At 62.7% G+C, this 26,456-nt stretch carries 33 protein-coding genes and 1 tRNA gene; 32 read left to right on the forward strand and 2 right to left on the reverse strand.

Annotation, left to right across the window (positions count from 1 at the left end):
- The first annotated feature begins 58 nt into the window (after positions 1-58).
- The 25 genes from ACYVNQ_RS05070 (at position 59) to tatC (ending at position 18,862) form a co-directional block, all read left to right on the forward strand.
- A complete protein-coding gene (locus ACYVNQ_RS05070; protein ID WP_460901174.1) occupies positions 59-880 on the forward strand; it encodes an ABC transporter ATP-binding protein in 822 nt (273 codons plus the stop codon).
- A complete protein-coding gene (mlaE, locus tag ACYVNQ_RS05075) occupies positions 877-1,644 on the forward strand; it encodes a lipid asymmetry maintenance ABC transporter permease subunit MlaE (RefSeq protein ID WP_460901175.1) in 768 nt (255 codons plus the stop codon). Before ACYVNQ_RS05070 ends, mlaE begins: the two co-directional genes overlap by 4 nt.
- A gap of 97 nt (positions 1,645-1,741) precedes the next feature.
- A complete protein-coding gene (mlaD, locus tag ACYVNQ_RS05080) occupies positions 1,742-2,308 on the forward strand; it encodes an outer membrane lipid asymmetry maintenance protein MlaD (RefSeq protein WP_460901176.1) in 567 nt (188 codons plus the stop codon).
- Between the two features lie 11 nt (positions 2,309-2,319).
- A complete protein-coding gene (locus ACYVNQ_RS05085) occupies positions 2,320-3,282 on the forward strand; it encodes an MlaA family lipoprotein (RefSeq protein WP_460901177.1) in 963 nt (320 codons plus the stop codon).
- A 241-nt stretch (positions 3,283-3,523) separates the two neighbouring features.
- Positions 3,524-4,153: an MlaC/ttg2D family ABC transporter substrate-binding protein gene (locus ACYVNQ_RS05090; protein WP_460901178.1), complete on the forward strand. Its 630-nt coding sequence runs from the start codon at positions 3,524-3,526 to the stop codon at positions 4,151-4,153.
- Entirely contained in the window at positions 4,150-4,476 is a 327-nt protein-coding gene (locus tag ACYVNQ_RS05095) for an STAS domain-containing protein (protein WP_460901179.1), read from the forward strand. Before ACYVNQ_RS05090 ends, ACYVNQ_RS05095 begins: the two co-directional genes overlap by 4 nt.
- A gap of 268 nt (positions 4,477-4,744) precedes the next feature.
- Positions 4,745-5,671 carry an ABC transporter ATP-binding protein gene (locus tag ACYVNQ_RS05100; RefSeq protein WP_460901180.1) on the forward strand — a complete coding sequence of 309 codons (927 nt, stop codon included), beginning with the start codon at positions 4,745-4,747 and terminating at the stop codon, positions 5,669-5,671.
- Positions 5,668-6,423, forward strand: coding sequence for an ABC transporter permease (locus ACYVNQ_RS05105; RefSeq protein ID WP_460901181.1), 756 nt, complete (start codon positions 5,668-5,670; stop codon positions 6,421-6,423). The genes ACYVNQ_RS05100 and ACYVNQ_RS05105 overlap by 4 nt, the downstream gene beginning before the upstream one ends.
- A gap of 13 nt (positions 6,424-6,436) precedes the next feature.
- The gene (locus tag ACYVNQ_RS05110; RefSeq protein WP_460901182.1) at positions 6,437-6,682 is read left to right on the forward strand and encodes a BolA family protein; all 246 of its coding nucleotides are present in this window, start codon (positions 6,437-6,439) and stop codon (positions 6,680-6,682) included.
- Positions 6,683-6,784: 102 nt separating this feature from the next.
- The gene (gene murA / locus ACYVNQ_RS05115; protein ID WP_460901286.1) at positions 6,785-8,059 is read left to right on the forward strand and encodes a UDP-N-acetylglucosamine 1-carboxyvinyltransferase; all 1,275 of its coding nucleotides are present in this window, start codon (positions 6,785-6,787) and stop codon (positions 8,057-8,059) included.
- Positions 8,056-8,748 (forward strand): ATP phosphoribosyltransferase, encoded by a 693-nt coding sequence (gene hisG / locus ACYVNQ_RS05120; protein WP_460901183.1) that lies wholly within the window; start codon positions 8,056-8,058, stop codon positions 8,746-8,748. The genes murA and hisG overlap by 4 nt, the downstream gene beginning before the upstream one ends.
- 169 nt (positions 8,749-8,917) lie before the next feature.
- Positions 8,918-10,240 carry a histidinol dehydrogenase gene (gene hisD, locus ACYVNQ_RS05125; RefSeq protein WP_460901184.1) on the forward strand — a complete coding sequence of 441 codons (1,323 nt, stop codon included), beginning with the start codon at positions 8,918-8,920 and terminating at the stop codon, positions 10,238-10,240.
- Positions 10,241-10,405: 165 nt separating this feature from the next.
- Positions 10,406-11,476 (forward strand): histidinol-phosphate transaminase, encoded by a 1,071-nt coding sequence (hisC, locus tag ACYVNQ_RS05130; protein ID WP_460901185.1) that lies wholly within the window; start codon positions 10,406-10,408, stop codon positions 11,474-11,476.
- A 63-nt stretch (positions 11,477-11,539) separates the two neighbouring features.
- A complete protein-coding gene (gene hisB, locus ACYVNQ_RS05135) occupies positions 11,540-12,127 on the forward strand; it encodes an imidazoleglycerol-phosphate dehydratase HisB (protein WP_460901186.1) in 588 nt (195 codons plus the stop codon).
- A gap of 69 nt (positions 12,128-12,196) precedes the next feature.
- Entirely contained in the window at positions 12,197-12,817 is a 621-nt protein-coding gene (locus ACYVNQ_RS05140) for a YchE family NAAT transporter (protein ID WP_460901187.1), read from the forward strand.
- Positions 12,814-13,455: an imidazole glycerol phosphate synthase subunit HisH gene (gene hisH / locus ACYVNQ_RS05145; RefSeq protein WP_460901188.1), complete on the forward strand. Its 642-nt coding sequence runs from the start codon at positions 12,814-12,816 to the stop codon at positions 13,453-13,455. Before ACYVNQ_RS05140 ends, hisH begins: the two co-directional genes overlap by 4 nt.
- Before the next feature lie 165 nt (positions 13,456-13,620).
- Positions 13,621-14,373 (forward strand): 1-(5-phosphoribosyl)-5-[(5-phosphoribosylamino)methylideneamino]imidazole-4-carboxamide isomerase, encoded by a 753-nt coding sequence (gene hisA, locus ACYVNQ_RS05150; protein ID WP_460901189.1) that lies wholly within the window; start codon positions 13,621-13,623, stop codon positions 14,371-14,373.
- A gap of 152 nt (positions 14,374-14,525) precedes the next feature.
- A complete protein-coding gene (gene hisF / locus ACYVNQ_RS05155; RefSeq protein ID WP_460901190.1) occupies positions 14,526-15,299 on the forward strand; it encodes an imidazole glycerol phosphate synthase subunit HisF in 774 nt (257 codons plus the stop codon).
- Position 15,300: 1 nt separating this feature from the next.
- Positions 15,301-15,711: a phosphoribosyl-AMP cyclohydrolase gene (gene hisI / locus ACYVNQ_RS05160; protein ID WP_460901191.1), complete on the forward strand. Its 411-nt coding sequence runs from the start codon at positions 15,301-15,303 to the stop codon at positions 15,709-15,711.
- Complete coding sequence (locus tag ACYVNQ_RS05165) at positions 15,708-16,073, forward strand: phosphoribosyl-ATP diphosphatase (RefSeq protein ID WP_460901192.1); 366 nt, start codon at positions 15,708-15,710, stop codon at positions 16,071-16,073. Before hisI ends, ACYVNQ_RS05165 begins: the two co-directional genes overlap by 4 nt.
- Before the next feature lie 125 nt (positions 16,074-16,198).
- A complete protein-coding gene (locus ACYVNQ_RS05170; protein WP_460901193.1) occupies positions 16,199-16,594 on the forward strand; it encodes a DUF4870 family protein in 396 nt (131 codons plus the stop codon).
- Between the two features lie 51 nt (positions 16,595-16,645).
- A complete protein-coding gene (locus tag ACYVNQ_RS05175; RefSeq protein WP_460901194.1) occupies positions 16,646-17,011 on the forward strand; it encodes a histidine triad nucleotide-binding protein in 366 nt (121 codons plus the stop codon).
- A 176-nt stretch (positions 17,012-17,187) separates the two neighbouring features.
- Positions 17,188-17,430, forward strand: a complete 243-nt coding sequence (tatA, locus tag ACYVNQ_RS05180; RefSeq protein ID WP_460901195.1) for a Sec-independent protein translocase subunit TatA — start codon at positions 17,188-17,190, stop codon at positions 17,428-17,430.
- A gap of 36 nt (positions 17,431-17,466) precedes the next feature.
- Positions 17,467-18,039, forward strand: a complete 573-nt coding sequence (gene tatB, locus ACYVNQ_RS05185; protein ID WP_460901196.1) for a Sec-independent protein translocase protein TatB — start codon at positions 17,467-17,469, stop codon at positions 18,037-18,039.
- A gap of 34 nt (positions 18,040-18,073) precedes the next feature.
- Positions 18,074-18,862, forward strand: a complete 789-nt coding sequence (tatC, locus tag ACYVNQ_RS05190; RefSeq protein WP_460901197.1) for a twin-arginine translocase subunit TatC — start codon at positions 18,074-18,076, stop codon at positions 18,860-18,862.
- A 173-nt stretch (positions 18,863-19,035) separates the two neighbouring features.
- On the opposite strand, the gene ACYVNQ_RS05195 is transcribed toward tatC, so the two are convergent.
- A complete protein-coding gene (locus tag ACYVNQ_RS05195) occupies positions 19,036-20,244 on the reverse strand; it encodes a Do family serine endopeptidase (RefSeq protein ID WP_460901198.1) in 1,209 nt (402 codons plus the stop codon).
- A gap of 22 nt (positions 20,245-20,266) precedes the next feature.
- Between ACYVNQ_RS05195 and ACYVNQ_RS05200 the strand changes: the two genes are divergently transcribed.
- The 7 genes from ACYVNQ_RS05200 (at position 20,267) to ACYVNQ_RS05230 (ending at position 25,411) form a co-directional block, all read left to right on the forward strand.
- Positions 20,267-21,013, forward strand: a complete 747-nt coding sequence (locus tag ACYVNQ_RS05200; protein WP_460901199.1) for a Nif3-like dinuclear metal center hexameric protein — start codon at positions 20,267-20,269, stop codon at positions 21,011-21,013.
- A gap of 207 nt (positions 21,014-21,220) precedes the next feature.
- A complete protein-coding gene (gene petA / locus ACYVNQ_RS05205; protein WP_460901200.1) occupies positions 21,221-21,844 on the forward strand; it encodes a ubiquinol-cytochrome c reductase iron-sulfur subunit in 624 nt (207 codons plus the stop codon).
- On the forward strand, positions 21,845-23,230 hold the full coding sequence (locus ACYVNQ_RS05210) for a cytochrome b (RefSeq protein WP_460901201.1): 1,386 nt from the start codon (positions 21,845-21,847) through the stop codon (positions 23,228-23,230).
- Between the two features lie 34 nt (positions 23,231-23,264).
- Complete coding sequence (locus tag ACYVNQ_RS05215; RefSeq protein WP_460901202.1) at positions 23,265-24,020, forward strand: cytochrome c1; 756 nt, start codon at positions 23,265-23,267, stop codon at positions 24,018-24,020.
- A 94-nt stretch (positions 24,021-24,114) separates the two neighbouring features.
- On the forward strand, positions 24,115-24,726 hold the full coding sequence (locus ACYVNQ_RS05220) for a glutathione S-transferase N-terminal domain-containing protein (protein WP_006052302.1): 612 nt from the start codon (positions 24,115-24,117) through the stop codon (positions 24,724-24,726).
- 68 nt (positions 24,727-24,794) lie between these two features.
- The gene (locus ACYVNQ_RS05225; RefSeq protein ID WP_460901203.1) at positions 24,795-25,316 is read left to right on the forward strand and encodes a ClpXP protease specificity-enhancing factor; all 522 of its coding nucleotides are present in this window, start codon (positions 24,795-24,797) and stop codon (positions 25,314-25,316) included.
- A 19-nt stretch (positions 25,317-25,335) separates the two neighbouring features.
- A tRNA-Thr gene (locus ACYVNQ_RS05230) sits at positions 25,336-25,411 on the forward strand.
- Positions 25,412-25,509: 98 nt separating this feature from the next.
- Here ACYVNQ_RS05230 and ACYVNQ_RS05235 read toward each other — a convergent pair.
- The gene (locus ACYVNQ_RS05235) at positions 25,510-26,442 is read right to left on the reverse strand and encodes a phosphatidate cytidylyltransferase (protein ID WP_460901204.1); all 933 of its coding nucleotides are present in this window, start codon (positions 26,440-26,442) and stop codon (positions 25,510-25,512) included.
- Positions 26,443-26,456 lie beyond the last annotated feature (14 nt).

Here is a 26,456-nt window from a genome sequence, read left to right on the forward strand (position 1 = left end):
AGGCAGCTTTTCCACGATGGCCCTATAATTCGCCTTCCGTGTAAAAGGACTGTCAGTGTTGCCTTCCTCTTCCGAGCCCCTTCTCGAGCTGCGCGGCGTCGACTTCGGTTACGGCGACCGGCTCGTTCTGTCGAACCTGAACCTGCGTTTTGGGCGCGGGCAGGTGGTCGCGGTCATGGGCGGCTCCGGGTGCGGCAAGACCACGGTGCTGCGGCTGGTCGGCGGCCTGGTGCGTGCGCTGCGCGGCCAGGTACTGTTTCAGGGCCAGGATATCGGTGCGCAGTCGCGTGATGGCCTGTACGCGCTGCGGCGCCGGATGGGCATGCTGTTCCAGTTTGGTGCGCTGTTCACCGATATGTCGGTATTCGACAACGTCGCCTTTGCGCTGCGCGAACACACCGACCTGCCAGACGAACTGATCCGCGATCTGGTTCTGATGAAGCTGAATGCGGTCGGCCTGCGCGGCGCGCGCGACCTCGCGCCATCGGAGATTTCCGGCGGCATGGCGCGGCGCGTGGCGCTGGCCCGCGCAATCGCGCTCGACCCCGAGCTGATGATGTACGACGAGCCGTTCGCCGGCCTCGACCCGATTTCGCTCGGCATCACCGCCAATCTGATCCGCACGCTGAACCAGGCGCTGGGCGCGACCTCGATCCTGGTCACGCACGACGTCCCCGAATCGTTCGCGATTGCCGATTACGTGTATTTCCTCGCGAACGGCGGCGTGCACGCGCAAGGCACACCCGACGAACTGCGCGCGTCGACCGATCCAACCGTGCGCCAGTTCATCGACGCGACGCCGGACGGCCCTTTCAAGTTTCACTACCCGAGCAGCCAGTCGCTGGCGGCCGACTTCGGCATCGGCGGAGGCCGCGCATGATTTCCGCAATCGGACGTTCGGTGCTGAGCGGTCTCGGCACGACCGGTTACGCGATGCGCATGTTCGTGCGCCTCGTGCTCGAATTCTTCCCGCTGCTGCGCCGACCACGGCTTGTCACAAAGCAGATTCACTTTGTCGGCAATTATTCGTTGGTGATCATTGCGGTGTCGGGGCTGTTCGTCGGTTTCGTGCTCGGCTTACAAGGCTATTACACGCTGAACCGCTATGGCTCCGAGCAGGCGCTCGGGTTGCTGGTTGCGCTGTCGCTGGTGCGCGAGCTCGGGCCGGTGGTCACCGCGCTGCTGTTCGCCGGGCGCGCCGGCACGTCGCTGACCGCCGAAATCGGCCTGATGAAGGCCGGCGAGCAACTCACCGCAATGGAAATGATGGCGGTCGACCCGCTGAAGGTGGTGGTCGCGCCGCGCATGTGGGCCGGCATCGTGGCGATGCCGATCCTCGCGGCGATTTTCAGCGCGGTCGGCATCGTCGGCGGTTATGTGGTGGGCGTGCTGCTGATCGGCGTCGATGCGGGCGCTTTCTGGTCGCAGATGCAAGGCGGCGTCGACGTGTGGCGCGACGTCGGTAATGGCGTGATCAAGAGCATTGTGTTTGGTTTCGCGGTGACGTTCATCGCGCTCTACCAGGGGTACGAAGCGAAGGCCACTCCCGAAGGCGTGTCGCGCGCAACGACGAAAACCGTCGTGTATGCGTCGCTTGCCGTTTTGGGCCTCGATTTCCTGCTAACTGCACTGATGTTCAGCTAAATCCTGCGCGGCAGTGCCGCGACGCGACGCGCGCCGACGGTGCGCGCTGCCGCGGCGGTGTGCAGCGGGCGCAGCAAGGATTCTCATTGGGATGACGATGAAAAAAACTGCTCTCGACTTCTGGGTCGGCCTGTTCGTGGTGCTGGGCTTCATTGCGCTGCTGTTTCTCGCGCTGAAGGCCGGCAACATGAGCTCGCTGTCGTTTCAGGCAACTTACCCGGTCAAGCTGAAGTTCGACAATATCGGCGGACTCAAGCCGCGTGCACCAGTGAAGAGCGCTGGCGTGACGGTAGGCCGCGTCGAATCGATCGGCTTCGACGGCAACACGTACCAGGCGGTCGTCACGATCGATCTCGACAAGCAATATCAGTTTCCGAAAGACAGCTCCGCGAAGATCCTGACCGCCGGCCTGCTCGGCGAGCAGTACATCGGCCTCGAGCCGGGCGGCGACAGCGAGATGCTGAAAGCGGGCGACACGATTGCGATGACGCAGTCCGCGCTCGTCTTAGAGAATCTGATCGGACAGCTTTTGTATAGCAAGGCCGCCGATGCCGGCGCGTCGAAACCGGGGGCCGCTGCTGCAAGCTCGGCCCCGGCGGCGCCCGCACCCGCGGCTCCCGCTGCTGTCGTGCCGGCGCAACCAGCGTCCGGCTCGGCTCAATAAGGAGAACAAGAATGCAGTTGCTCAAACCATCACGCGTCGCGGCGCTGACGTTCGGCGCGGTGGCACTCGCCGGTTGCGCAACCGTGCAGTCGCCGAGCAAGGAAGACCCGTGGGAAGGCTTCAACCGGACCGTGTTCACCTTCAACGACAAGGTCGACCAGTACGCGCTGAAGCCGGTCGCACAAGGCTACGTGAAGATCACGCCGCAGCCGGTGCGCGATAGCGTCACCAACTTCTTCTCGAATATCGGCGACGTGTATGTCGCGGCGAACAACCTGCTGCAGCTGAAGATTGCGGACGGTGTCGGCGACATCATGCGGGTTGTGATCAACACGATCTTCGGCGTCGGCGGGCTGTTCGACGTCGCGACGCTCGCCAAACTGCCGAAGCACGATAACGACCTCGGCCTGACGCTCGGTTACTACGGCGTGCCGGCCGGTCCGTACATGGTGCTGCCGCTGTTCGGGCCGAGCACCGTGCGCGATACGGCGGGCTACATCGGCAACTACTTCGCGAACCCGATTTCGTATATCGACTCGGATGCGATCAGCTGGAGCCTGTGGGGCGTGCAGCTGGTCAACACGCGTGCGAACCTGCTGAATGCAAGCGACGTGCTGGAAGGCGCGGCGCTCGACAAATACTCGTTCGTGCGTAATGCGTACCTGCAGCGCCGCCAGTATCTGCTGACCGGCGGCAACTCGGGCTCGCTGCCGAACTACGGCGGCGCTGCCGGTGGTGAAGCGCCGTTGCCGAAGTACGATACCGACGACGGTTCGGCCGCGCCGGCTGGTGGTACGGCGGCACCGCAAGGGGCTTCGGGTGCGACGGCTGCGCCGGCTGCAGGCGCAGCGGCGCCGGCCTCTGGCACACAAGCAGCGCCGCAGACGGATGAGAACGGCATGCCGTCGCCGACCACGGTACCGGGCGGCCAGGTTGTGCCGCCGGGCCGGTATCCGAACCTGCGGCTGCGCTAAGCCTGCGCGGAGCGGCGGCAAGGCTGTCCTGCGGGTAACAGCCTTGCGGGGGTAGCCGCCCTGCAGATAGCCGCCCCACGGATAGTCGCGTTACGGAAGGCCGCGGCGCGGTAAACGGCCTGCGGCAGGCCGCCTCGCGTAACAGTTGGATACGACTCTCGCAGGTCGTGAATGGATTAGGATCGAACTTGCGTGATATTGTCGGTTCGAAGCAAGCGTTCTCTTTTTTGCAGGATTGGAAATGAAAAAATTCTTCCTTATTCCGTTTTTTGCAGCTTTGTTTTCGTTTGGCAGCGCTGCGTTCGCGCAGACCGTCGACACCAACTCGCCTGACGGCATGGTGAAAACGGTCACCCAGCAGGTGATCGACACGATCCGTTCGGACAAGTCGATCCAGTCGGGCGACCTCACCCGGATCACGCAGCTCGTCAACGAAAAGATCCTGCCTTACATCGACTTCCGCCGCACCACGCAGCTGGCGATGGGCCGCAGCTGGCGCACCGCCACGCCGCAGCAGCAGGAGCAGGTGATCGAGCAGTTCAAGATGCTGCTGATCCGCACGTACGCCGGCGCGCTCGCGCAGGTGAAGAACCAGGAAATCCAGTACAAGCCGTTCCGCGCGAACCCGGACGACACCGACGTGGTGGTGCGTTCGACGGTGATGAACAACGGCTCGCCGCTCGAACTGGACTATCGCCTGTACAAGACCGCACAAGGCTGGCGCGTGTATGACATCAACGTGCTCGGCGCGTGGCTGATCCAGGCGTACCAGCAGCAGTTCGCCGAGCAGATCAACCAGCACGGCGTCGACGGCCTGATCCAGTTCCTCACGCAGCGCAACCAGCAACTGGCCGCGGGCAAGCAGTCGTGAACGACGCGTCGCAACACGCCGGCAGCTTCAGCACCGGTAACACGCTGACCCACGCCAGCGCGCGCGCCGCGCTGGCGGCGGGGCTCGAGCGGATCGCGGGCGGCGCGCGCAGCGTCGACTGCGCGCCGCTCGCGCAATTCGATTCGTCCGCGCTCGCGGTGCTGCTCGCATGGCAACGTGCCGCCGGCGCACGCGGCGCGCCGCTCGAAGTCGTCAATCTGCCCGCCGGGCTTGCCAGTCTCGCGCAAGCCTATGGCGTCGACACGTTGCTGTCGGCGCGACATTCACGCTCGACCGCCAGCGCCGAGCATCTGTCGACCTGAGCCGTATCGGGCGCCAGGTGCCGCGCGCGGCATGAAGCGCAGCGCGTTGCCGCTTGCTGTGCCTCGACACAGCACCCCGCTCACCTCATCAAACGCACCATCGTGGTCTTCACGCACAGCGAGTGCGTTTGAGTTTGCCCTATAATCAAACGTTTTTTGGGGCAGCCAGTTGGCCCCAATTTAGCCGCCCCCGTTTCGTTTTTTCCAGATTCCCCCTTGCGCGCACTGCGCACTTAAGAGCCGCCGTCAGCCGACGCGGCGCATAGTCATGCCAGCCATAGAATTCCGTAACGTCAAGAAGCGCTACAAAAGTCTGCAAGCGCTCAAGGGCGTCAGCCTGACAGTCGAAGAGGGCGAGTTTTTCGGACTACTCGGCCCGAATGGCGCCGGCAAAACCACGCTAATCAGCATTCTTGCCGGCCTCGCGCGCGCCGATGAAGGCAGCGTCGCGGTGCGCGGCCACGATGTCGTCGACGATTTCCGCCTCGCGCGCCGCGCCCTCGGCGTGGTGCCGCAGGAGCTGGTGTTCGATCCGTTTTTCACCGTTCGCGAGACTTTGCGCATCCAGTCCGGCTACTTCGGCTTGCGCAACAACGACGCGTGGATCGACGAGGTGATGGCCAACCTCGATCTGACCGAAAAAGCCGATGCGAACATGCGCGCGCTGTCCGGCGGCATGAAACGCCGCGTGCTGGTCGCGCAGGCGCTGGTGCACCGGCCGCCGGTGATCGTGCTCGACGAGCCGACCGCGGGCGTCGACGTCGAATTGCGCCAGACCTTGTGGAAGTTCATCTCGCGCCTGAACCGCGAAGGCCACACGATCGTGCTGACCACGCACTATCTGGAAGAAGCCGAATCGCTGTGCGACCGCATCGCGATGCTGCGGCGTGGCGAGGTGGTCGCGCTCGAGCGCACCAGCGAGCTGCTGCGGCGCTTCGCCGGCATGCAGCTGTTTCTGCGTTTTTCCCAGGGCGTGTTGCCGGCCGAACTGCGGGCACTCGAAGTCGATCCGGGCGCGGTCAATGGCCGTACGCATCTGCTGCGCCTCGCGAGCTACGACGACGTCGAGCGGATTCTCGCGCAATGCCGCGCAGCGGGCTGTACATTCGATGAGATCGAGGTGCGCAAAGCCGACCTCGAAGACGTGTTCGTTCAGATCATGAACGGTCCTGAAGTTGTAGAGGGGCTTGCATGAGCGGGTTTCAGACGCTGTTTTACAAAGAACTGCTGCGCTTCTGGAAGGTATCGTTCCAGACGGTGCTGGCCCCGATCATCACCGCGCTGCTGTATCTGACGATCTTCGGCCACGCGCTGCGCGGCCACGTCGAGGTTTATCCGGGCGTCGAGTACACCAGCTTCCTGGTGCCGGGCCTCGTGATGATGAGCGTGCTGCAGAACGCGTTCGCGAACAGTTCGTCGTCGCTGATCCAATCGAAGATCACCGGCAATCTCGTGTTCGTGCTGCTGCCGCCGCTCGGCCACTGGGAGATGTTCGGCGCCTACGTATTGGCCGCCGTGATGCGCGGCCTCGCGGTCGGCTGCGGCGTGTTCATCGTGACGATCGTGTTCGTGCCGGTCAGCTTCACCGCGCCGCTCTACATCATCGCGTTTGCGATGCTCGGCTCGGCGATTCTCGGCACGCTCGGCGTGATCGCCGGCATCTGGGCCGAGAAGTTCGACCAGCTCGCGGCATTCCAGAACTTCATCATCGTGCCGCTCACGTTCCTGTCCGGCGTGTTCTACTCGACGCACACGCTGCCGCCGCTGTGGCGCGAAGTGTCGCGCCTCAATCCGTTTTTCTACATGATCGACGGCTTTCGCTATGGGTTTTTCGGCGTCGCGGATGTGAATCCGCTGGCGAGCCTCGCGATCGTCTTCGGTTTCTTCGTGGTGCTGGCTGCGATCGCGATGCGTCTGCTCGCGACCGGCTTCAAGCTGCGCCATTAGACCAGGAGCCCCCATGTCCACGTTACCGACGCCCGAGCAGATCAAGGGTTACATCGCCGCCGGCCTGCCGTGCGAGCATCTCGAAGTCGACGGCGACGGCCAGCATTTCTTTGCGACCATCGTTTCGCCGAACTTCGAAGGCAAGCGTCTGATCCAGCGGCATCAGCTGGTGTATGCGGCGCTCGGCGACCGCATGCGCGAAGAAATCCACGCCCTGAGCATGAAAACACTGACGCCTGCCGAATGGCAGAGCGCGTAATCTGGAACACTAGTGCGTATTACACAAGACAGCCATGGCGCCATCAGCGGCGCCGCCAAACCTTCCACTGATGCGTCCACCGACGCACGCACAGATCAGGAACTGACCGGCATGGACAAGCTCGTTATCGAAGGCGGCCAGCAGTTAGCAGGGGAGATTACGGTATCGGGTGCAAAGAACGCGGCGCTGCCGATTCTTTGCGCGAGCCTGTTGAGTGCGGATCCGGTGCAGCTGTCGAACGTGCCCGACCTGCAGGATGTGCGCACCATGCTGAAGCTGCTGCGCATGATGGGTGTGGAAGCCGAGGCGCCGGGCGCGGGCAAGGTAATGCTCGACGCGTCGAAGGTGCATTCGCCGGTCGCGCCGTACGAACTGGTCAAGACGATGCGCGCGTCGATCCTGGTGCTCGGCCCGCTGGTGGCGCGCTTCGGCGAAGCGAAGGTGTCGCTGCCGGGCGGCTGCGCGATCGGCGCGCGGCCGGTCGACCAGCACATCAAGGGCCTGCAGGCGATGGGCGCCGAGATCAACATCGAGCACGGCTTTATCGAAGCGCGTGCCAAGCGGCTGAAGGGCACGCGCATCATCACCGACATGATCACGGTCACCGGCACGGAAAACCTGCTGATGGCCGCGGTGCTCGCCGAAGGCGAAACGGTGATCGAAAACGCCGCGCGCGAGCCGGAAGTGGGCGATCTCGCGCATCTGCTGGTGGCGATGGGCGCGAAGATCGACGGCATCGGCACCGATCGCCTCGTCATCCAGGGCGTCGACAAGCTGCATGGCGCCGAGCATACGGTGGTGCCGGACCGCATCGAAGCGGGCACTTTCCTGTGCGCGGTGGCGGCGGCCGGCGGCGACGTGACGTTGCGCAACGTGCGGCCGCAAACGCTCGAAGCGGTGATCGACAAGCTGCGCGAAGCCGGCGTGACGATCGACGAAGGCAGCGACTGGCTGCGCGTGCGGATGAACCAGCGCGCGAAGGCCGTGTCGTTCCGCACCTCCGAATACCCGGCGTTCCCGACCGACATGCAGGCGCAGTTCATGGCGCTGAACGTGATCGCGGACGGCGCGTCGCGCGTGGTCGAGACGATCTTCGAGAACCGCTTCATGCACGTGCAGGAGCTGAACCGGCTCGGCGCGAATATCACGATCGACGGCAATACTGCGCTCGTCACCGGCGTCGACAAGCTGTCCGGCGCGAAAGTGATGGCGACCGACCTGCGCGCGTCCGCCAGCCTCGTGCTGGCAGGCCTGTGCGCGCAAGGCGAAACGCTGATCGACCGGATCTACCACCTCGATCGCGGCTACGACCGGATGGAAGTGAAATTGACCAGCGTCGGCGCAAAGGTGCGGCGCATTTCGGGCAAAGAGGCATGAGCACGCAGCCGCAAACCTCCGCATCGCCGGCCGTCAGCGCGCCGCTGACCCTCGCGCTGTCGAAAGGGCGTATTTTCGAGGAAACCTTGCCGCTGCTGGCCGCGGCCGGCGTGCAGGTAGCCGAAGATCCGGAAAGCTCGCGCAAGCTGATTTTGCCGACTACCGATCCGAACCTGCGCGTGATCATCGTGCGCGCAACCGATGTGCCGACCTACGTCGAATACGGCGCTGCTGACTTCGGCGTGGCGGGCAAGGATGTGCTGATCGAGCACGGCGGCGGCGGGCTGTATCAGCCGGTTGATCTGGACATCGCGCGCTGCCGGATGTCGGTGGCGGTGAAGGCCGGTTTCGACTACGCGAACGCGGTGCGCCAGGGCGCGCGGTTGCGGGTTGCAACCAAATATGTCGAAACCGCGCGCGAGCATTTTGCCGCGAAGGGCGTGCACGTCGACCTGATCAAGCTGTACGGCTCGATGGAGCTGGCGCCGCTGGTGGGACTGGCCGACGCGATCGTCGACCTGGTCAGCTCGGGCGGCACGCTGCGCGCGAACAATCTGGTCGAGGTCGAAGAGATCATGCAGATCTCGTCGCGTCTCGTCGTGAATCAGGCGGCGCTGAAGCTCAAGCGCGCCGCGCTGCGGCCGTTTCTCGATGCGTTTGAACGCGCGTCGCAGCAGGCCGCGGTTTGACGTGGGCACACGATGCGAGACGCCGCAACTGATGCGGCGTCTCACGTCGCAGCAGTCACCGTAGTCGCAGTAAACGCGCATCGAGCCGGACGGACGATGCAAGACGGGCGGGGCGCCACCTGAAGAAAGGCAGCGCCATTCCGCGCGTTCTACCGAAACGGATACCAGCATGTCTATCAAGATTCGCAAACTCGATTCCCGCGACGCAGGCTTCCAGAAGGCGCTGCACGCCGTGCTCGCGTTCGAAGCGAGCGAAGACGAGGCGATCGAACGCTCGGTCGCGCAGATTCTGGCCGATGTGAAAGCACGCGGCGATGCCGCGGTGCTCGAATACACGAACCGCTTCGACCGGCTCGACGCACCGCACGTCTCGGCGCTCGAACTGCCGCTGACGGAGCTGGAAGCCGCGCTGGAAACGCTCGAGCCGAAGCGCCGCGCGGCGCTCGAAGCGGCGGCCGCGCGCGTGCGCGGCTATCACGAGAAGCAGAAGATCGAGTGCGGCAGCCATAGCTGGCAGTACACCGAAGCCGACGGCACGGTGCTCGGCCAGAAGGTGACGCCGCTCGACCGCGCGGGCATTTACGTGCCGGGCGGCAAGGCGGCGTATCCGTCGTCGGTGCTGATGAATGCGATTCCGGCGCGGGTGGCCGGCGTGCGCGAGATCGTGATGGTCGTGCCGACGCCGGATGGCGTGAAAAATCCGCTGGTGTTGGCTGCGGCGCTGCTGGGCGGTGTCGATCGCGTGTTCACGATCGGCGGCGCGCAGGCGGTCGGCGCGCTGGCGTACGGCACTGAAACGGTGCCGGCGGTCGACAAGATCTGCGGTCCGGGCAATGCGTATGTCGCGTCCGCCAAGCGGCGCGTGTTCGGCACGGTCGGTATCGACATGATCGCCGGGCCGTCGGAAATTCTGGTGTTGTGCGACGGCACGACCGATCCGCGCTGGGTCGCGATGGACCTGTTTTCGCAGGCCGAACACGACGAACTCGCGCAATCGATCCTGCTGTGCCCGGACGATGCGTTCATCGCGCGCGTGCACGATGCAATCAACGAACTGCTGCCGGCGATGCCGCGCCGCGATGTGATCCAGCAATCGCTGGAAGGGCGCGGCGCGCTGATCAAGGTGCGCGACATGGCCGAAGCGTGCGCGATCGCCAACGACATCGCGCCGGAACACCTCGAAATCTCCGCGCTCGAGCCGCAGCAATGGGCGCAACAGATCCGCCACGCGGGCGCGATCTTCCTTGGCCGCTATACAAGCGAAAGCCTCGGCGATTACTGCGCGGGCCCGAATCACGTGCTGCCGACCTCGCGCACCGCGCGTTTTTCGTCGCCGCTTGGCGTGTACGACTTCTTCAAGCGTTCGAGCCTGATCGAGGTCAGTGCGGAAGGCGCGCAGACGCTCGGCGAAATCGCGGCGGAACTGGCCTACGGCGAGGGTTTGCAGGCGCACGCGCGCAGCGCGGAATACCGGATGAAGCACACGGGCTGATCCGCCCATGCAGCGCCGCGATATGGCGGCGCCGAACCTCAGAACATAACCAGCCGGCTGTCCGGCGAAGATAGATGGCAGGCCGTATGCGGTATGCCGCGTGCGGCACAGAGCCGTACCGCAGCAGTGCCGCACCACGCGCAGCAGGCAAGCCTCACACCTACCATGACGAAGCCACAAGACATCATCCGCCGCGACGTGCTCGCGATGACGAGCTATCCGGTGCCCGACGCAACCGGCTTCGTGAAGCTCGACGCGATGGAGAACCCGTACCCGCTGCCCGCGCCGCTCGCGGCGCAACTCGGCGAGCATCTGGCAGCCGTCGCACTGAACCGCTATCCGGCGCCGCGCCCCGGCGCGCTGCTCGACAAGCTGAAGCGCGTGATGCAGGTGCCGGCCAACTGCGAGGTGCTGCTCGGCAACGGCTCCGACGAGATCATCAGCATGATCTCGGTGGCCTGCGCGCAGCCGGGCGCGAAAGTGCTGGCGCCGCTGCCGGGCTTCGTGATGTACCAGGTGTCGGCGCAACTCGCGAATCTGGAGTTCGTCGGCGTGCCGCTGAACGCAGATTTTTCGCTCGACACTGACGCGATGCTCGCCGCGATCGCCGAACACAACCCGGCCATCGTCTATCTCGCGTATCCGAACAACCCTACCGGTTCGCTATTCGACGAAGCCGGCATCGAGCGCATCATCGCGGCCGCAACGCGCAGTCTCGTCGTGATCGACGAAGCCTACCAGCCGTTCGCCGAACGCAGCTGGATGCCGCGCGCCGGCGAATTCGACAATGTCGTCGTGATGCGTACCGTATCGAAGCTGGGGCTGGCCGGGATCCGGCTCGGCTATCTGGCCGGGCGCCCGGCGTGGCTCACCGAATTCGACAAGGTGCGCCCGCCGTACAACATCAACGTGCTGACGCAGGCCACCGCCGATTTCCTGCTCGATCACATCGACGTGCTCGATGCGCAAGCCGCGCAACTGCGTGCCGAACGCGCGAAACTGGCGCAGGCAATCGCCGCGCTGCCCGGCGCCGAAGTGTTCACTAGCGCCGCCAATTTCCTGCTGGTGCGCGTGCCGGATGCCGCTGCGACCTTCGAATCCCTGCTACAAGCAGGGATTCTGATCAAAAACGTGAGTAAAATGCACGCATTGCTGCGTAACTGCATCCGTCTGACGGTGGGTTCCGCCGAAGAGAACCAGCAATTGCTCGCTGCGCTGCAAATCGCGCTGCATTGAGAACGCGGTCGTTAAGCCGCTTTTTCCCCACCACATCTTTCAAGCCAGTTTCGAGGAATTGTCATGCGCCTTGCGGAAGTCGTTCGCAACACGAGCGAAACGCAGATCCGTATCAAGATCAACCTGGACGGCACCGGTCAGCAGAAGCTGGCCACCGGTGTGCCGTTCCTCGATCACATGCTCGACCAGATCGCACGGCACGGCCTGATCGATCTGGACATCGAGGCGCATGGCGACACCCAGATCGACGACCACCATACGGTCGAAGACGTCGGCATCACGCTGGGCCAGGCCGTTGCGAAGGCGGTCGGCGACAAGAAGGGCATTCGCCGCTACGGCCACTCGTACGTGCCGCTCGACGAAGCGCTGTCGCGCGTCGTGATCGATCTGTCCGGGCGCCCGGGCCTCGAATTCCACGTGCCGTTCACGCGCGCGCGGATCGGCACCTTCGACGTCGATCTGTCGATCGAATTTTTCCGCGGCTTCGTGAATCATGCGGGCGTCACGCTGCATATCGACAATCTGCGCGGCCTGAACGCGCACCATCAGATGGAAACGGTCTTCAAGGCGTTCGGCCGTGCATTGCGCATGGCGGTCGAACTGGACGAACGCGCGGCGGGCCAGATTCCGTCGACCAAAGGAAGCCTCTAAAGGACGCCCCCAAAGCCGCCCTGAAGTGGATCAACCGGACTGGTCGCGTGGTCGCGCGCCCGGCTTGCGATGGATATCCTCAAGTCGTTTATCTCGCTGTTGGCGCTGATCAACCCGGTCGGCGCGGTGCCGTTCTTTCTGAGCCTGACTGCGCAGCAGTCGGACGTCGAGCGGCGCCGCACGATTCGCATCGCATCGATTTCGGTGTTTTGCGTGATCGCGATCACCGCGCTGTGCGGGCAGCAGATCATCAGCTTTTTCGGCATTTCGGTGGGCTCGCTCGAAGTGGGCGGCGGCATCATCATGCTGCTGATGGCGATCAGCATGCTCAATGCGCAGATCGGCAACGCGCGGGCCACGCCGGAAGAACGCTACGAGGCGGAGTCGAAGGACAACATCGCGGTCGTGCCGCTGGCGATTCCGCTGCTGACCGGGCCGGGTTCGATCAGCACGGTCATCGTCTATTCGGCTAGCTATCGGCATTGGTACGACCGGGTTAGTCTTATCGCTATTGGCGCGGTGCTGGCGGTGATCTGCTTTCTCGCGTTGCGGCTCGCCGAGCCGATCGCGCGCTGGGTTGGCCGCACCGGCATCAATATCGGCACGCGTTTGATGGGTTTGATGTTGTCGGCGCTGGCGGTGGAGTTCATCGTCGACGGTTTGAAGGCGTTACTGCCTAACTTGAAATGAAGACATCGATTGCGATTGTGGATTACGGAATGGGCAACCTGCGCTCGGTGGCGCAGGCGCTGAAGAAGGCGGCGCCCGAGGCGGAGGTGGCGATCGTCGACCAGCCCGAAGCGATTCGCGCGGCCGACCGCGTGGTGCTGCCGGGCCAGGGCGCGATGCCCGACTGCATGCGCTCGCTCGGCGAGTCGGGGCTGCAGGAGGCGGTGCTCGAAGCGTCGCGCAACAAGCCGCTGCTCGGCGTGTGCGTCGGCGAGCAGATGCTGTTCGACTGGAGCGCCGAAGGCGATACGCGCGGCCTCGGTCTGCTGCCGGGCAAGGTGCTCCGCTTCGACCTCGAAGGCCGGCTGCAGGACGACGGCTCGCGCTTCAAGGTGCCGCAAATGGGCTGGAACCGCGTGCATCAGACGCAGCCGCATCCGCTGTGGGACGGCGTGCCGGACAACAGCTTCTTCTACTTCGTGCATAGCTACTACGTCGCGCCTGACCAGGCCGCGCATACCGCAGGCGAAACCGTGTACGGCGCGCCGTTCACGTCGGCGGTCGCGCGCGACAATATTTTTGCTACCCAGTTTCACCCGGAAAAGAGCGCGGACACGGGCTTGCTCGTGTATCGCAATTTCGTGCAGTGGAACCCGTAAGGGCGACGCTGCGCATCGGTTTGCAGGACCTGGCTGGCCGCGCCCCGACATTGGCAAGGCCGCCGAAAGAGTTGTACTAAACTAGCGAGACGGTCCGGTGCCGCATTGCCGTTGGCGGCGCGCCGGCCGAATTTCAACTTTCTTCCCAGACATCACCCGATTGCTATGCTGCTGATCCCCGCCATCGACCTCAAAGACGGTCAATGTGTTCGCCTCAAACAGGGCGATATGGACCAGGCGACGATATTCTCCGAGGAGCCGGCAGCGATGGCCCGGCATTGGCTCGAGCGCGGCGCGCGGCGCCTGCATCTCGTCGATCTGAATGGTGCATTTGCCGGCAAACCCCGCAATGAGGACGCGATTCGCGCGATCATCGAGGCGGTCGGCAGCGAAATCCCGGTACAACTGGGCGGCGGCATTCGCGATCTGAATACGATCGAGCGCTACCTGGACGACGGTCTCGAGTACGTGATCATCGGCACGGCCGCGGTAAAGAACCCGGGTTTCCTGCTCGAGGCGTGCACCGCGTTCGGCGGCCATATCATCGTCGGCCTCGACGCGAAAGACGGCAAGGTCGCCACCGACGGCTGGAGCAAGCTGACCGGCCACGAAGTGGCCGATCTCGCGCGCAAATTCGAAGACTACGGGTGCGAATCGATCATCTACACGGATATCGGCCGCGATGGCATGCTGCAGGGCATCAATATCGAGGCAACTGTGCGGCTGGCGCGCGCGGTCAAGATTCCGGTGATCGCGAGCGGCGGTCTTTCGAATCTCGCGGATATCGAGGCGCTTTGCGAGGTCGAAGACGAAGGTGTCGAAGGTGTGATCTGCGGCCGCGCGATCTATTCCGGCGATCTCGACTTCGCCCAGGCGCAGACGCATGCCGACCGGCTGCGCGAGTCCGACGACGCGTGACGCGCGCCTGAGCCGCTGAGTGCTGCGTCGCCACCGTCTTGCGGTGGCGGTAGCCAGGCGGCTCGACCGGTCTCCCGACACCCGCCACGGTATGCCGCTCCGGCGGCGCGCGCCGCGCCCCCGGCAACTTATGCACGACCCATTGCACGATCATGGCCCTACCTAAACGCATCATCCCCTGTCTCGACGTCACCGCCGGGCGCGTGGTCAAGGGCGTCAATTTCGTCGAACTGCGCGATGCCGGCGATCCGGTCGAAATCGCGCGCCGCTACGACGACCAGGGCGCAGACGAACTCACCTTTCTCGATATCACCGCCACTTCCGACCAGCGCGATCTGATCCTGCCGATCATCGAAGCGGTCGCGTCGCAGGTGTTTATCCCGTTGACGGTCGGCGGCGGCGTGCGCGCGGTCGAAGACGTGCGGCGCCTGCTGAATGCCGGCGCGGACAAGGTCAGCATGAACTCATCGGCAGTCGCCAATCCTCAACTGGTGAGCGATGCAGCGGACAAATACGGCTCGCAATGCATCGTCGTCGCGATCGATGCGAAGCGCGTGTCGGCCGCCGGGGAAGCGCCGCGCTGGGAAGTGTTCACGCATGGCGGGCGCAAGCAAACCGGGCTCGACGCGGTGGAATGGGCGCGCAAGATGGCCGAACTCGGCGCCGGCGAAATTCTGCTCACCAGCATGGACCGCGACGGCACCAAGAGCGGCTTCGATCTGGCACTCACACGCGCGGTGTCCGACGCGGTGCCGGTACCGGTGATTGCATCGGGCGGTGTCGGCTCGCTGCAGCATCTGGCCGACGGCATCACAGATGGCCGTGCAGACGCCGTGCTGGCGGCGAGCATCTTCCACTATGGCGAGCATACGGTTGGCGAAGCCAAGCGTTTCATGGCCGATCAAGGCATTTCGGTGAGGTTCTGACGTGGTCAATGCAGCGGGTGTCGACTGGCTCGACAAGGTGAAATGGGATGCAAACGGCCTCGTGCCGGTCATCGCACAGGAAGCGTCCTCCAACGACGTGCTGATGTTCGCGTGGATGAACCGCGAGGCGCTGGCCAAGACGGTCGAGACCGGCCGCGCGGTGTACTTTTCGCGTTCGCGTCAGCGTCTGTGGTTCAAGGGCGAAGAATCGGGCCACGTGCAGCACGTGCACGAAGTGCGGCTCGATTGCGATGAAGACGTGGTGCTGCTGAAGGTCGAGCAGGTGTCGGGCATTGCGTGCCACACCGGCCGGCATTCGTGCTTCTTCCAGAAATTCGAAGGATCGGTCGACGAAGGCGAGTGGGTTGCCGTCGAACCGGTGCTGAAAGATCCCGAACACATCTACAAATGACTCAACTCTCGCAAGACACGCTGCAACGCCTCGCCGAGGTGATCGACAGCCGCAAGGGCGGCGACCCTGAAATTTCTTACGTGTCGCGGCTGTTTAGCAAGGGCGACGACGCGGTGCTGAAAAAGATCGGCGAAGAGGCGACCGAGGTCGTGCTCGCCGCGAAGGACGTGCGTCACGGTCGCGAGCCGAAGGCGCTGGTCTATGAGATGGCCGATCTGTGGTTTCATTGCCTGGTGGCGTTGTCGCATTTCGACTTGAAGCCGGCCGACGTGCTCGCCGAACTCGCGCGCCGCGAAGGTTTGTCCGGCATTGAAGAGAAGGCGCTGCGCAAGAGCCGCGACCGCGAGCAGAACGGCGACTGAGCGGCGGCTGGGCGTCGACGTGGCGGCATTCGTCGAGCCCGTCGCACGCAGCACGCAGCACGCAGCACGCAGCACGCAGCACAGCACGCGGCAGCTTTTGATCGCACCTGAAGGAGGATGCAAGCATGGAGCACTCGCACAGTGGATATCCGCCGCCGTCGTATCAGAGCGCGCTCGAGATCGACCGGCAGCGCAGCCTGCGCACGCTGACACACGTGTTGTACGCGCTCTATGCGGTGTACTGGCTCACCGGCGGCATTTCGGTGCTGGTGGCGATCATCATCAATTACCTGAAGCGCGCGGAGACCGTCGGCACGCCCTACGAGGCGCATTTCGAATGGCAGATCCGCACCTTCTGGATGGGGCTGATCGGCCACCTGATCGGCGTCGCGCTGTTTATCGTGCTGATCGGCGTGCCGATTTTGTGGGCTGTCGCGATCTGGACGTTGTACCGTATCATCAAAGGCTGGCTGTATCTGTACGATAACAAGCCGCTTGCAAGCCCGCGCGCGTGGTTTTGACGCTCGATTGCGCGCTGCGCGAGCGACTAACGTCCGTCCCGGAAATAGATCATGAGCCACGATCCGAACTGTCTGTTCTGCAAGATCGCCGCCGGCGAGATTCCGTCGACCAAAGTCCATGAGGACGACGAGTTCGTCGCGTTTCGCGACATCCGCCCCGCGGCCGAAACGCACGTGCTCGTGATTCCACGCAAACATATCGAGACGCTCACGCATTGCCACGAAAGCGACGCACCTCTGCTTGGTAGAATGCTGGTGCTCGTCGCGCGTCTTGCGGAGCAGTTGGGGATCGCGTACAAGGGCGGCGACACGGGCTTTCGTACGGTAATCAATACCGGTCCCGGCGGCGGCCAGGAAGTTTATCACCTGCACGCGCATATTCTGGCCGGTCCGCGGCCATGGTTGCGCATGGGGTGAAGCAAAGTCACAAGTTCATAACCTAATGCCCGCCATACTGCGGGTCTCGCGAATGCAGGCACCGGGTTATGGGTTCGTGCAACGAAAAAGAGGAAGCGGCCACGCTTCGATGAAGGCCGCAAGGTCAGATAGGTTTCGCCGCGTCGCATTGCGACCGGAGGTCAAGGAGAGTTTCCATGGGTTCGTTCAGTATTTGGCACTGGTTGATTGTTCTGCTGATCGTTGCACTCGTGTTCGGCACCAAGAAGCTGCGCAACATCGGCGGCGATCTGGGCGGCGCGGTCAAAGGCTTCAAGGAAGGCATGAAGGAAGCGGAAGCCACGCCCGAAGCACAAGCCACGCAGCAGCGTGAACTGGCGCGCGGCACGATCGACGTCGACGCGAAGGAAAAAGCGCCGCATTCGAGCGACTCGCGCTAAGCCGCCACGACAGCGCACTGACGGGAAGCTCATTCGATGCTGGATCTCGGTATAACCAAGATGGCGTTGATCGGCGTGGTCGCGCTGGTCGTGCTCGGGCCGGAGCGCTTGCCGCGCGTGGCCCGTACGGCCGGCGCGCTGTTCGGCCGCGCGCAGCGCTATATCAACGACGTCAAATCCGAAGTGACGCGCGAGATCGAACTCGACGAGTTGCGACGGATGAAGACCGAGTTCGAATCGGCCGCGCAGAACGTCGAAACCACGATCCACGATAACGTGCGCAAGCACGAAGCCGAACTGACCGAGGCGTGGAAGGACGGCACCTCGGTTTCGCCGAGCATTGCCGGCGGCGCGTCTTCATCCGATGAGCCGCGTGCGAGCACGACCTACTCCGACCCTTCGGCGTGGCTTGGCAGCAACGGCATGAATTCAGGCGCGTCGGGCTCGGGCTCGGCTGCGTCGAAGCGCAAGAACTGGCGCGTCAAACAAACTGCCGCACCGACGTGGTACAAGCGCGCCACCGCGCGTCGTACCCGCGTGCAATCGGGCGCTGCGCGTGTTGCGCGGCATACGCCGGTCAGCCTGAAACGCCCGACGCGCTTCTTCTGATGTCTCGTGAATCCATCTCCTACCGAGGGCCGGCGTGAGCGACCCCCAGCACAAGCAGAACGAAGGAACTGAAGAAACCTTCATCTCCCACCTCGTTGAACTGCGCGACCGCATCATCCGCGCCGGCATCGCTGTGATCGTCGTGTTCGTCGGGCTCGTCTATTGGGCGCCGGACATCTTCAAGCTGCTCGCGCGGCCGCTGATGATGAACCTGCCGAAGGACGGCAAGATGATCGTCACCGACGTCACCGGCTCGTTCTTCGTGCCGATGAAAGTGACGATGCTGGTGGCGTTCGTGATCGCGCTGCCGATCGTCCTGTACCAGGTCTGGGCGTTCGTCGCACCGGGGCTGTACCAGCATGAGAAGAAGCTGGTCGTGCCGCTGGTGGGCAGCAGCTACACGCTGTTCCTGTGCGGCATGGCATTCGCGTACTTCGTGGTGTTTCCGACCATCTTCCGCGTAATGGCGCACTACAACGCGCCGCTAGGCGCGGAAATGACCACCGACATCGACAACTACCTGAGCTTCGTGCTGACGATGTTCCTCGCATTCGGCGTGACCTTCGAGGTGCCGATCGTCGTGGTGATTCTGGTACGCATGGGCGTGGTGACGGTTCAGAAGCTCAAGCAGATCCGCCCGTATGTGGTGGTCGGCGCGTTCATCATCTCGGCGGTGGTCACGCCGCCCGATGTGTTCTCGCAGCTCATTCTCGCGATTCCGCTGATCGTGCTGTACGAGGCCGGCATAATCGCGGCGCGGCTGTTCGTCAACAAGCCGGCGGTGGCTGCGGAGAAAGAGGGCGAGGGCAACGCGGCACATTGACGCAGGCGGGGTGTAGCGAACCCGTCATCGAACCCGTAGCGCAGAAAGTTGAAGGGCCGCGTCACTCACAATGAGTCGCGGCCCTTCGTCTTTGGGTTTGTCGTCTTTGGGTTTGTCTTTAGGTTCGCCTCTAGGCAGCCGCGGCGGTTCGCAAGCCCTGAACCTCCACGCCCTCAGCCGCCTTCATCCTGATCGTCATCGTCCTGCGGCTGCTGCTTCGGCGGCGCCGGGCGCTTGCCGATCATCACGGTCAGATCCAGCTCCTTGTTCTTGCGCACCAGATGCACCTTCGCATCGGTGCCCGGCTTGATCTGCGCGATCACGTTCAACAGGCGCGTCGTATCGGTAATATCCTGCCCATTCACGCCGATCAGGATATCGCCCGGCTTGATCCCGGCCTTATCCGCTGGGCCGCCCTTGAGCACCCCTGCGACAATTGCGCCCGATTTCTGCTCGAGCCCGAACGATTCGGCGATTTCTGGAGTCACATCCTGCGGCTCGACACCGATCCAGCCGCGCGTGACGGTACCGGTCGAAATTATGCTCTCCAGCACGCTGCGCGCGGTCGACACCGGAATCGCAAAGCCGATGCCGAGCGAGCCGCCCGAACGCGAATAGATGGCGGTATTGATGCCGAGAAGGTTCCCGTGAATATCGACCAGTGCGCCACCCGAATTACCCGGATTGATCGGCGCGTCGGTCTGGATGAAATTCTCGAAGGTGTTGATGCCGAGGTGATTGCGGCCGAGCGCGCTGACGATGCCCATGGTGACGGTCTGACCGACGCCGAACGGATTGCCGATCGCCAGCACGACGTCGCCCACGCGCGTCTGGTCCATGCGGCCGAGCGTGATGGTGGGCAGATTGGTCATGTTGACCTTCAGCACCGCGAGGTCGGTTTCGGGGTCGACGCCGATCACTTTGGCTTCGGTGGTGCGGCCGTCGGCGAGCGCGATTTCGATCTGATCCGCGCCGTCGACCACGTGCTGGTTCGTTAGAATGTAACCTTCCGAACTCACGATCACGCCGGACCCGAGGTTGGCCGCCGGCTGTTGTTGCTGCTTGCGGTTGCGGTCGCCAAAGAAGTAGCGGAACAGCGGGTCTTTCGCGCGAGGATCGGGAGGCAGCGAGCCGTCCTTGCTCGAGAACACGTTGACCACCGCCGGCATGGCCTTTTGCGCCGCGTCGGCATAGGAGCTCTGCAGGGGGCCGCCGCCGATCCCCGGTGCCACTTCCCGCAGCGCGACGATGGGTTCGGCCAGTTGCTTGCCGAACTGCCCTTGCCGCTGCAGCCATTGCGGCTTGAGCGTCGCGATGATGAACATCAGCGCGAGCAGCACCGTTACCGCCTGGGCAAACAACAGCCAAAAGCGTCTGAGCATCTGGAAAATTAGAGGTTTATATATGGATCGGATCGAACTGGAATTGTACTTGAACAACGTTCTCGAAACCGTACGGTTCAAGGACTACTGTCCAAACGGACTACAGGTCGAGGGGCGCCGCAAGATCGAAAAAATCGCTACGGGCGTCACTGCTTCGCTAGCGTTTCTGGAGGCTGCGCTGGAGTGGGGCGCGGATGCCGTGCTGGTGCATCACGGCTACTTCTGGCGCAACGAGGCGCCGCAGATCACCGGTCGCAAATACCAGCGCCTGAAGCTGCTGCTCGCCAACGACGTCAGCCTGTTCGCCTACCATCTGCCGCTCGACGACCATCCGCTATACGGCAATAACGCTCAACTGGGCGCGAAGCTCGGTCTGATCGCCGACAGCCGCTTCGGCGACAACAACATCGGCTGGCTGTCCACCTCGCCGATGCCGATGTCGCTCAACCATTTCTCGGCGCAGGTCGAGCAGACCTTGGGCCGCACGCCGCTCGTGCTCGGCGACCCAGATCAGGAGTTGCGACGCATCGCGTGGTGCACCGGCGCCGCGCAAGGCTATTTCGACGCAGCGATCGAAGCCGGCGCCGATGTTTATCTGACGGGCGAGATTTCCGAGCAGATCATGCATATATCCGCGGAAAGCGGCGTCGCTTTTATTGCTGCGGGGCACCATGCCACCGAGCGTTATGGTGTGCAGTCACTCGGAACGCATCTTTCCGAGACATTCAATCTCGAACACCTGTTTATCGATATTCATAATCCCGTCTGATTACTCGACAAAATGGTTCGGAATACGGAGGGAACGCTTAAAAAAGCATATGTAAAAGTTAGCGATTGGTTCGGGAATACCCTTACTTTTCAAAGACTTCGCATGGATTTTGTCGCTCGGCCCTTGTAAATGCCGACTCCATTCGCGCAAACTAGCGGCGGTAGAAGCGACAGAAGGAAAAAATCCAACTCAGAAGTGGGGCGTGTGATGCGAGACAAGGAAGATGAGCGCGTCAATGGCAGCCGTCGTACCTGGCTGATTGCGACGACCGTAACAGGTGGCATTGGCGGAGTAGCCACTGTTGTACCCTTTGTTGGTTCATTTGCACCATCCGAAAAGGCCAAGGCGGCAGGCGCGCCGGTCGAGGTCGATATCAGTAACCTGAAGCCCGGCGATATGCTGACGGTCGCCTGGCGCGGCAAACCGGTGTGGATCATCAACCGCACCGACAAGATGCTGGTCGACGTCACCAAGGCGGACAAGGAAGTCGCCGACCCGCAAAGCAAGAACCCGTTTTCGATGCCTGAGCCGGCCTACTGCCAGAACGAGTACCGCTCGCGGGCCGATCGCAAGAATCTGTTCGTCGCCGTGGCGGTGTGCACTCACCTGGGCTGCACGCCGACCCCGCGTTTCCAGGAGGGCGCGCAGCCCAATCTACCGGACGACTGGCCAGGCGGCTTCCTGTGCCCGTGCCACGGTTCGACCTATGACATGGCCGGCCGCGTCTTCAAGAACAAACCTGCGCCGCAGAATCTCGACATCCCGCCCTACATGTTCACCAACAACGGCAACACCCTGGTGATCGGCAAGGACGAGAAAGGAGAAGCGTAAATGGCGACGACCGAAAAAGAGGTAGTAACGACGTCGGGCCTGGTCGGCTGGATCGACCGGCGCTTCCCGCTCACATCGACATGGAAAGCTCACCTTTCCGAGTACTACGCGCCGAAGAACTTCAATTTCTGGTACTTCTTCGGCTCGCTGGCGCTGCTGGTGCTGGTCAACCAGATCGTCACCGGCATTTTCCTCACGATGAACTACAAGCCCGATGCGACGCTCGCGTTCGCTTCGGTCGAGTACATCATGCGCGAGGTGCCGTGGGGCTGGCTGATCCGCTACATGCATTCGACCGGCGCGTCGATGTTCTTCGTGGTGGTCTACCTGCATATGTTCCGCGGCCTGCTGTACGGTTCATACCGCAAGCCGCGCGAACTGGTGTGGATCTTCGGCTGCGCGATCTTCCTGTGCCTGATGGCCGAGGCGTTCTTCGGCTACCTGCTGCCATGGGGCCAGATGTCGTACTGGGGCGCGCAGGTGATCGTCAACCTGTTCTCGGCGATTCCGTTTATCGGCCCGGACCTGTCGCTGTGGATTCGCGGCGACTACGTGGTGTCCGACGTCACGCTGAACCGGTTCTTCGCGTTCCACGTGATCGCGATCCCGCTAGTGCTGCTGGGCCTCGTGGTCGCGCATATCGTCGCGCTGCACGAAGTGGGCTCGAACAACCCGGACGGCATCGAGATCAAGGCGAAGAAGGACGAGAACGGCATTCCGCTCGACGGCATCCCGTTCCACCCGTTCTACTCGGTGCACGATTTCCTCGGTGTCAGCGTATTTCTGATGATTTTCGCCGCGATCATCTTCTTCGCGCCGGAAATGGGCGGCTACTTCCTCGAAGCGAACAACTTCGTGCCGGCCAACCCGCTGCAGACGCCGCCGGAAATCGCGCCGGTCTGGTACTTCACCGCGTTCTACGCGATGCTGCGTGCGACCACCGACCCCTTCAAGATCGTGCTGATGATCGTAGTGCTGCTGCTGGGTCTGGTCGCACTGGTGCGGGCGCGCGGCAAGTGGAAGCTCGGTTTGCCGGTGCTCGCGGTGCTGGTGGTGCTGGCGATGTATTTCACCGAATCGAAGTTTTGGGGCGTGGTGGTGATGGGCGGCGCGGTGGTGTCGCTGTTCTTCCTGCCGTGGCTGGACCGCTCGCCGGTCAAGTCGATCCGCTACCGACCGTTCTTCCACAAGGTGTTTTACGGGATCTTCGTGCTCGTGTTCCTGACTCTGGGGTTCCTCGGCACCAGGCCTCCATCGCCCGCAGCGACGCTGATCGCGCAGATCTGCGCGCTGATTTACTTCGCGTTTTTCCTCGGCATGCCGTTCTGGACGCCGCTTGGCCGTTTCAAGCAGCCGCCCGAACGAGTGCGGTTCAAACCCCACTGATCGCCCACATGATCGCAAGCGAGGAGACAAGAACATGAGAAAGCTGCTTTCGATGCTCGCGCTGGTCGGCGCGACGCTGTGTATGCTGACGGCCGCCCCGGCCTACGCGGATGAAAATTTTCCGCTCGACCGGGCGCCCGATAATGCGGACAATTTCGCTTCGCTGCAGCATGGCGCGCAATTGTTTGTAAACTACTGTCTGAATTGCCATAGCGCGAGCCTGATGCGCTACAGCCGGTTGCAGGATCTGGGCATTCCGCAGAAGGAAATCGAGAATAACCTGTTGTTCACGACCGACAAGGTCGGCAACACGATGACCGTCGCGATGCGTCCGGACGACGCGAAGGCGTGGTTCGGCGCGACCCCGCCGGATCTTTCGGTGGAAGCCCGGGCGCACAACCGCGATTGGCTGTACACGTATCTGCGCAGCTTTTACCGCGACGATACGCGGCCCACCGGCTGGAACAACATGGTGTACGAGAACGTGAGCATGCCTCACGTGCTATGGCAGCTGCAGGGGCAACGCACGGCGAAGTTCGAAGACGATGTCGACGAACATACGAAGGAAAAAGTGCGCAAGTTCGTGGGTTACCAGCAGGTCACGCCAGGGACGATGTCGCCGGTAGATTATGATTCGTCTGTGGCCGATCTCGTCGCGTACCTGTCCTGGATGGCCGAACCGACCCAGAAAACCCGCCAGCAGCTGGGTGTCTGGGTGCTGCTGTTCCTTGGCGTGCTGAGCTTTTTCGCCTGGCGGCTGAACGCGGCGTACTGGAAAGATATCAAATAAACACACCGTAGCGGGTGTGGGGCCGGCGCAAGGTAAAACCTGCAGGACGGTTTTTCCGCGCGACGGCCCTTCAGCTTTTTGAGGAAACGTAAACATGATGGTTCTGTATTCCGGCACTACGTGCCCCTTCTCCCAGCGTTGCCGGCTGGTGCTGTTCGAAAAGGGCATGGATTTCGAAATTCGCGATGTCGACCTGTTCAACAAGCCGGAAGACATTGCTGTGATGAATCCGTATGGTCAGGTGCCGATTCTGGTCGAGCGGGATCTGATCCTGTACGAATCGAACATCATCAACGAGTACATCGACGAGCGCTTCCCGCATCCGCAGCTGATGCCGGCCGACCCGGTGCAGCGCGCCCGCGCGCGATTGTTCCTGCTGAACTTCGAGAAGGAACTGTTCGTGCACGTCGGCACGCTCGAGAACGAGAAGGGCAAGGCCGCCGAGAAGAACCACGAGAAGGCGCGCCTCGCGATCCGCGACCGCCTGACGCAACTCGCGCCGATCTTCCTGAAGAACAAGTACATGCTCGGCGAAGAGTTCTCGATGCTCGACGTCGCGATCGCGCCGCTGTTGTGGCGCCTGGATCACTACGGCATCGAACTGTCGAAGAACGCTGCGCCGCTGATGAAATACGCCGAGCGTATTTTCAGCCGTCCGGCTTATATCGAAGCGCTGACGCCGTCGGAAAAGGTGATGCGTCGTTAAGTTGAGTGTGGCTTTGGGCGCGCGCCGCGTACCGGGACGCGGCCGCTCGCCCGGCATGAGGACTGTTGATGCAAGAAATTTCCACGAAGCCGTATTTGCTGCGCGCGCTCTACGAGTGGTGCACCGATAACGGTTACACGCCGCATGTGGCGGTGCGAGTCGACAACCAGACACGCGTGCCGCGCCAGTTCGTGCGCGACAACGAGATCGTGTTGAACATCAGCTTCGAGGCGACCAGCCAGCTGCAGATGGGCAACGAATGGATCGAGTTTAGCGCGCGTTTCTCGGGCAAGTCGCACAAGATCGAAGTGCCGGTGGCGAACGTGCTGGCGATCTACGCGCGCGAGAACGGGCAGGGCATGGCATTCCCGGTGGAATCGGCGGGCGGTGAGGCGGCCGATTCGGAGTCGGATGCAGACGCTGAGGATGCTGACCGGCCGGCACGCGAAGGCCCAAGAAGCAACGAGATTGCCGTAGTGGATACATCGTCAAGCGCGGCGGCAGACAAGCTCGCTTCCGACGACGACGGTTCGCGTCCCGACGACGACGGCGCAAAAGGTGGAAGGGGTCACCTCAAGGTCGTGAAATGAAGTAGAATCGCGGTCTCACGCCGGCTTAGCTCATCTGGTAGAGCAGTTGATTTGTAATCATCAGGTGGCGGGTTCGAGTCCTGCAGCCGGCACCAAATACCTTTCCGAGGTCGTCCTCGGAATTCAGAAACCCGCGATAGCGCAAGGCTTCGCGGGTTTTTTTATTTCCGCTCCGGTCGATGTCCGATCAAGCTCACTGCACGTACAGATAGCGCACGAGGTGAAAGAACACCGGCGCCGCAAAGCAGATCGAATCGACCCGATCCAGCGCACCGCCGTGGCCGGCGATTATCGAGCCCCAGTCTTTCGCGCCGAGCGAGCGTTTGACGGCCGACAAAACCAGTCCGCCAACGAATCCCGCGACCACGATCGCAAGCGACATCAGAAACGCTGCGCCGAAGTTGAACGGCGTGACCCAATACAGCGCCGCGCCACACAACGTAGCCAGCAAGCCGCCACCGATAAAACCCTCGACGGTCTTCGACGGACTCAAACGCGGCGCGATCTTGTGCTTGCCAAACAGCTTGCCGACCACGTACTGGAATACATCGCTGATCTGCACGACCAGCAAAAAGAAAAACAGCAGCAACGCGTTTTGCCCTTCGTAATGCGGGATATCGAGAATCAACAGCGCAGGGGCATAGCTCAACCCATACACGCAGACCATCAACGCCCAGTGAATCTTCGAGTTGCGGCTCAGGAATTCGTGCGTGTCCTGCGTTAGCGCCGATACCAGCGATAGCGTAATGAACAGATGCACCGGCACGAAAATCGAGAACATCCCATACCAGTTCACCCATAGCAGCAGGTACTGCACCGGAATCGCGATAAAGAACGCGATAAACAGCGTGGTGTGATCGCTCGGCGAAGTAGGCGTGAGCGTGATGAATTCGCGCAGCGCGAGATACGACGCAAGTGCGAAGACCACATACGTAGCCGATGGTCCAAGTCCGATCGCGATCGCCATAATCGCGATCATTCCCCACCAGGCGCGGATCCGCTGGTTCAGATTGGCGATGGTCGCGCTTTTGCCGCCGTCACGCCACGCGAGAATGGCGCCGATCACCGACGCGATCGCCAGAAAGCCGGTCACGCCGGCCACGAGTTCCCAGAACGCTGTGCGCATAGTGTGTGGTGATC

Source organism: Paraburkholderia jirisanensis (assembly GCF_054782355.1).

Bases quoted from the DNA above. Each gene is read 5' to 3' on its own strand.
- mlaE (WP_460901175.1), top strand. From the start codon at position 877: ATGATTTCCGCAATCGGACGTTCGGTGCTGAGCGGTCTCGGCACGACC.
- mlaD (WP_460901176.1), top strand. From the start codon at position 1,742: ATGAAAAAAACTGCTCTCGACTTCTGGGTCGGCCTGTTCGTGGTGCTG.
- ACYVNQ_RS05085 (WP_460901177.1), top strand. From the start codon at position 2,320: ATGCAGTTGCTCAAACCATCACGCGTCGCGGCGCTGACGTTCGGCGCG.
- ACYVNQ_RS05090 (WP_460901178.1), top strand. From the start codon at position 3,524: ATGAAAAAATTCTTCCTTATTCCGTTTTTTGCAGCTTTGTTTTCGTTT.
- ACYVNQ_RS05100 (WP_460901180.1), top strand. From the start codon at position 4,745: ATGCCAGCCATAGAATTCCGTAACGTCAAGAAGCGCTACAAAAGTCTG.
- ACYVNQ_RS05105 (WP_460901181.1), top strand. From the start codon at position 5,668: ATGAGCGGGTTTCAGACGCTGTTTTACAAAGAACTGCTGCGCTTCTGG.
- ACYVNQ_RS05110 (WP_460901182.1), top strand. From the start codon at position 6,437: ATGTCCACGTTACCGACGCCCGAGCAGATCAAGGGTTACATCGCCGCC.
- hisG (WP_460901183.1), top strand. From the start codon at position 8,056: ATGAGCACGCAGCCGCAAACCTCCGCATCGCCGGCCGTCAGCGCGCCG.
- hisD (WP_460901184.1), top strand. From the start codon at position 8,918: ATGTCTATCAAGATTCGCAAACTCGATTCCCGCGACGCAGGCTTCCAG.
- hisC (WP_460901185.1), top strand. From the start codon at position 10,406: ATGACGAAGCCACAAGACATCATCCGCCGCGACGTGCTCGCGATGACG.
- hisB (WP_460901186.1), top strand. From the start codon at position 11,540: ATGCGCCTTGCGGAAGTCGTTCGCAACACGAGCGAAACGCAGATCCGT.
- ACYVNQ_RS05140 (WP_460901187.1), top strand. From the start codon at position 12,197: ATGGATATCCTCAAGTCGTTTATCTCGCTGTTGGCGCTGATCAACCCG.
- hisH (WP_460901188.1), top strand. From the start codon at position 12,814: ATGAAGACATCGATTGCGATTGTGGATTACGGAATGGGCAACCTGCGC.
- hisA (WP_460901189.1), top strand. From the start codon at position 13,621: ATGCTGCTGATCCCCGCCATCGACCTCAAAGACGGTCAATGTGTTCGC.
- hisF (WP_460901190.1), top strand. From the start codon at position 14,526: ATGGCCCTACCTAAACGCATCATCCCCTGTCTCGACGTCACCGCCGGG.
- ACYVNQ_RS05165 (WP_460901192.1), top strand. From the start codon at position 15,708: ATGACTCAACTCTCGCAAGACACGCTGCAACGCCTCGCCGAGGTGATC.
- ACYVNQ_RS05170 (WP_460901193.1), top strand. From the start codon at position 16,199: ATGGAGCACTCGCACAGTGGATATCCGCCGCCGTCGTATCAGAGCGCG.
- ACYVNQ_RS05175 (WP_460901194.1), top strand. From the start codon at position 16,646: ATGAGCCACGATCCGAACTGTCTGTTCTGCAAGATCGCCGCCGGCGAG.
- tatA (WP_460901195.1), top strand. From the start codon at position 17,188: ATGGGTTCGTTCAGTATTTGGCACTGGTTGATTGTTCTGCTGATCGTT.
- tatB (WP_460901196.1), top strand. From the start codon at position 17,467: ATGCTGGATCTCGGTATAACCAAGATGGCGTTGATCGGCGTGGTCGCG.
- ACYVNQ_RS05195 (WP_460901198.1), bottom strand. From the start codon at position 20,244: ATGCTCAGACGCTTTTGGCTGTTGTTTGCCCAGGCGGTAACGGTGCTG.
- ACYVNQ_RS05200 (WP_460901199.1), top strand. From the start codon at position 20,267: ATGGATCGGATCGAACTGGAATTGTACTTGAACAACGTTCTCGAAACC.
- petA (WP_460901200.1), top strand. From the start codon at position 21,221: ATGCGAGACAAGGAAGATGAGCGCGTCAATGGCAGCCGTCGTACCTGG.
- ACYVNQ_RS05210 (WP_460901201.1), top strand. From the start codon at position 21,845: ATGGCGACGACCGAAAAAGAGGTAGTAACGACGTCGGGCCTGGTCGGC.
- ACYVNQ_RS05215 (WP_460901202.1), top strand. From the start codon at position 23,265: ATGAGAAAGCTGCTTTCGATGCTCGCGCTGGTCGGCGCGACGCTGTGT.
- ACYVNQ_RS05220 (WP_006052302.1), top strand. From the start codon at position 24,115: ATGATGGTTCTGTATTCCGGCACTACGTGCCCCTTCTCCCAGCGTTGC.
- ACYVNQ_RS05225 (WP_460901203.1), top strand. From the start codon at position 24,795: ATGCAAGAAATTTCCACGAAGCCGTATTTGCTGCGCGCGCTCTACGAG.
- ACYVNQ_RS05235 (WP_460901204.1), bottom strand. From the start codon at position 26,442: ATGCGCACAGCGTTCTGGGAACTCGTGGCCGGCGTGACCGGCTTTCTG.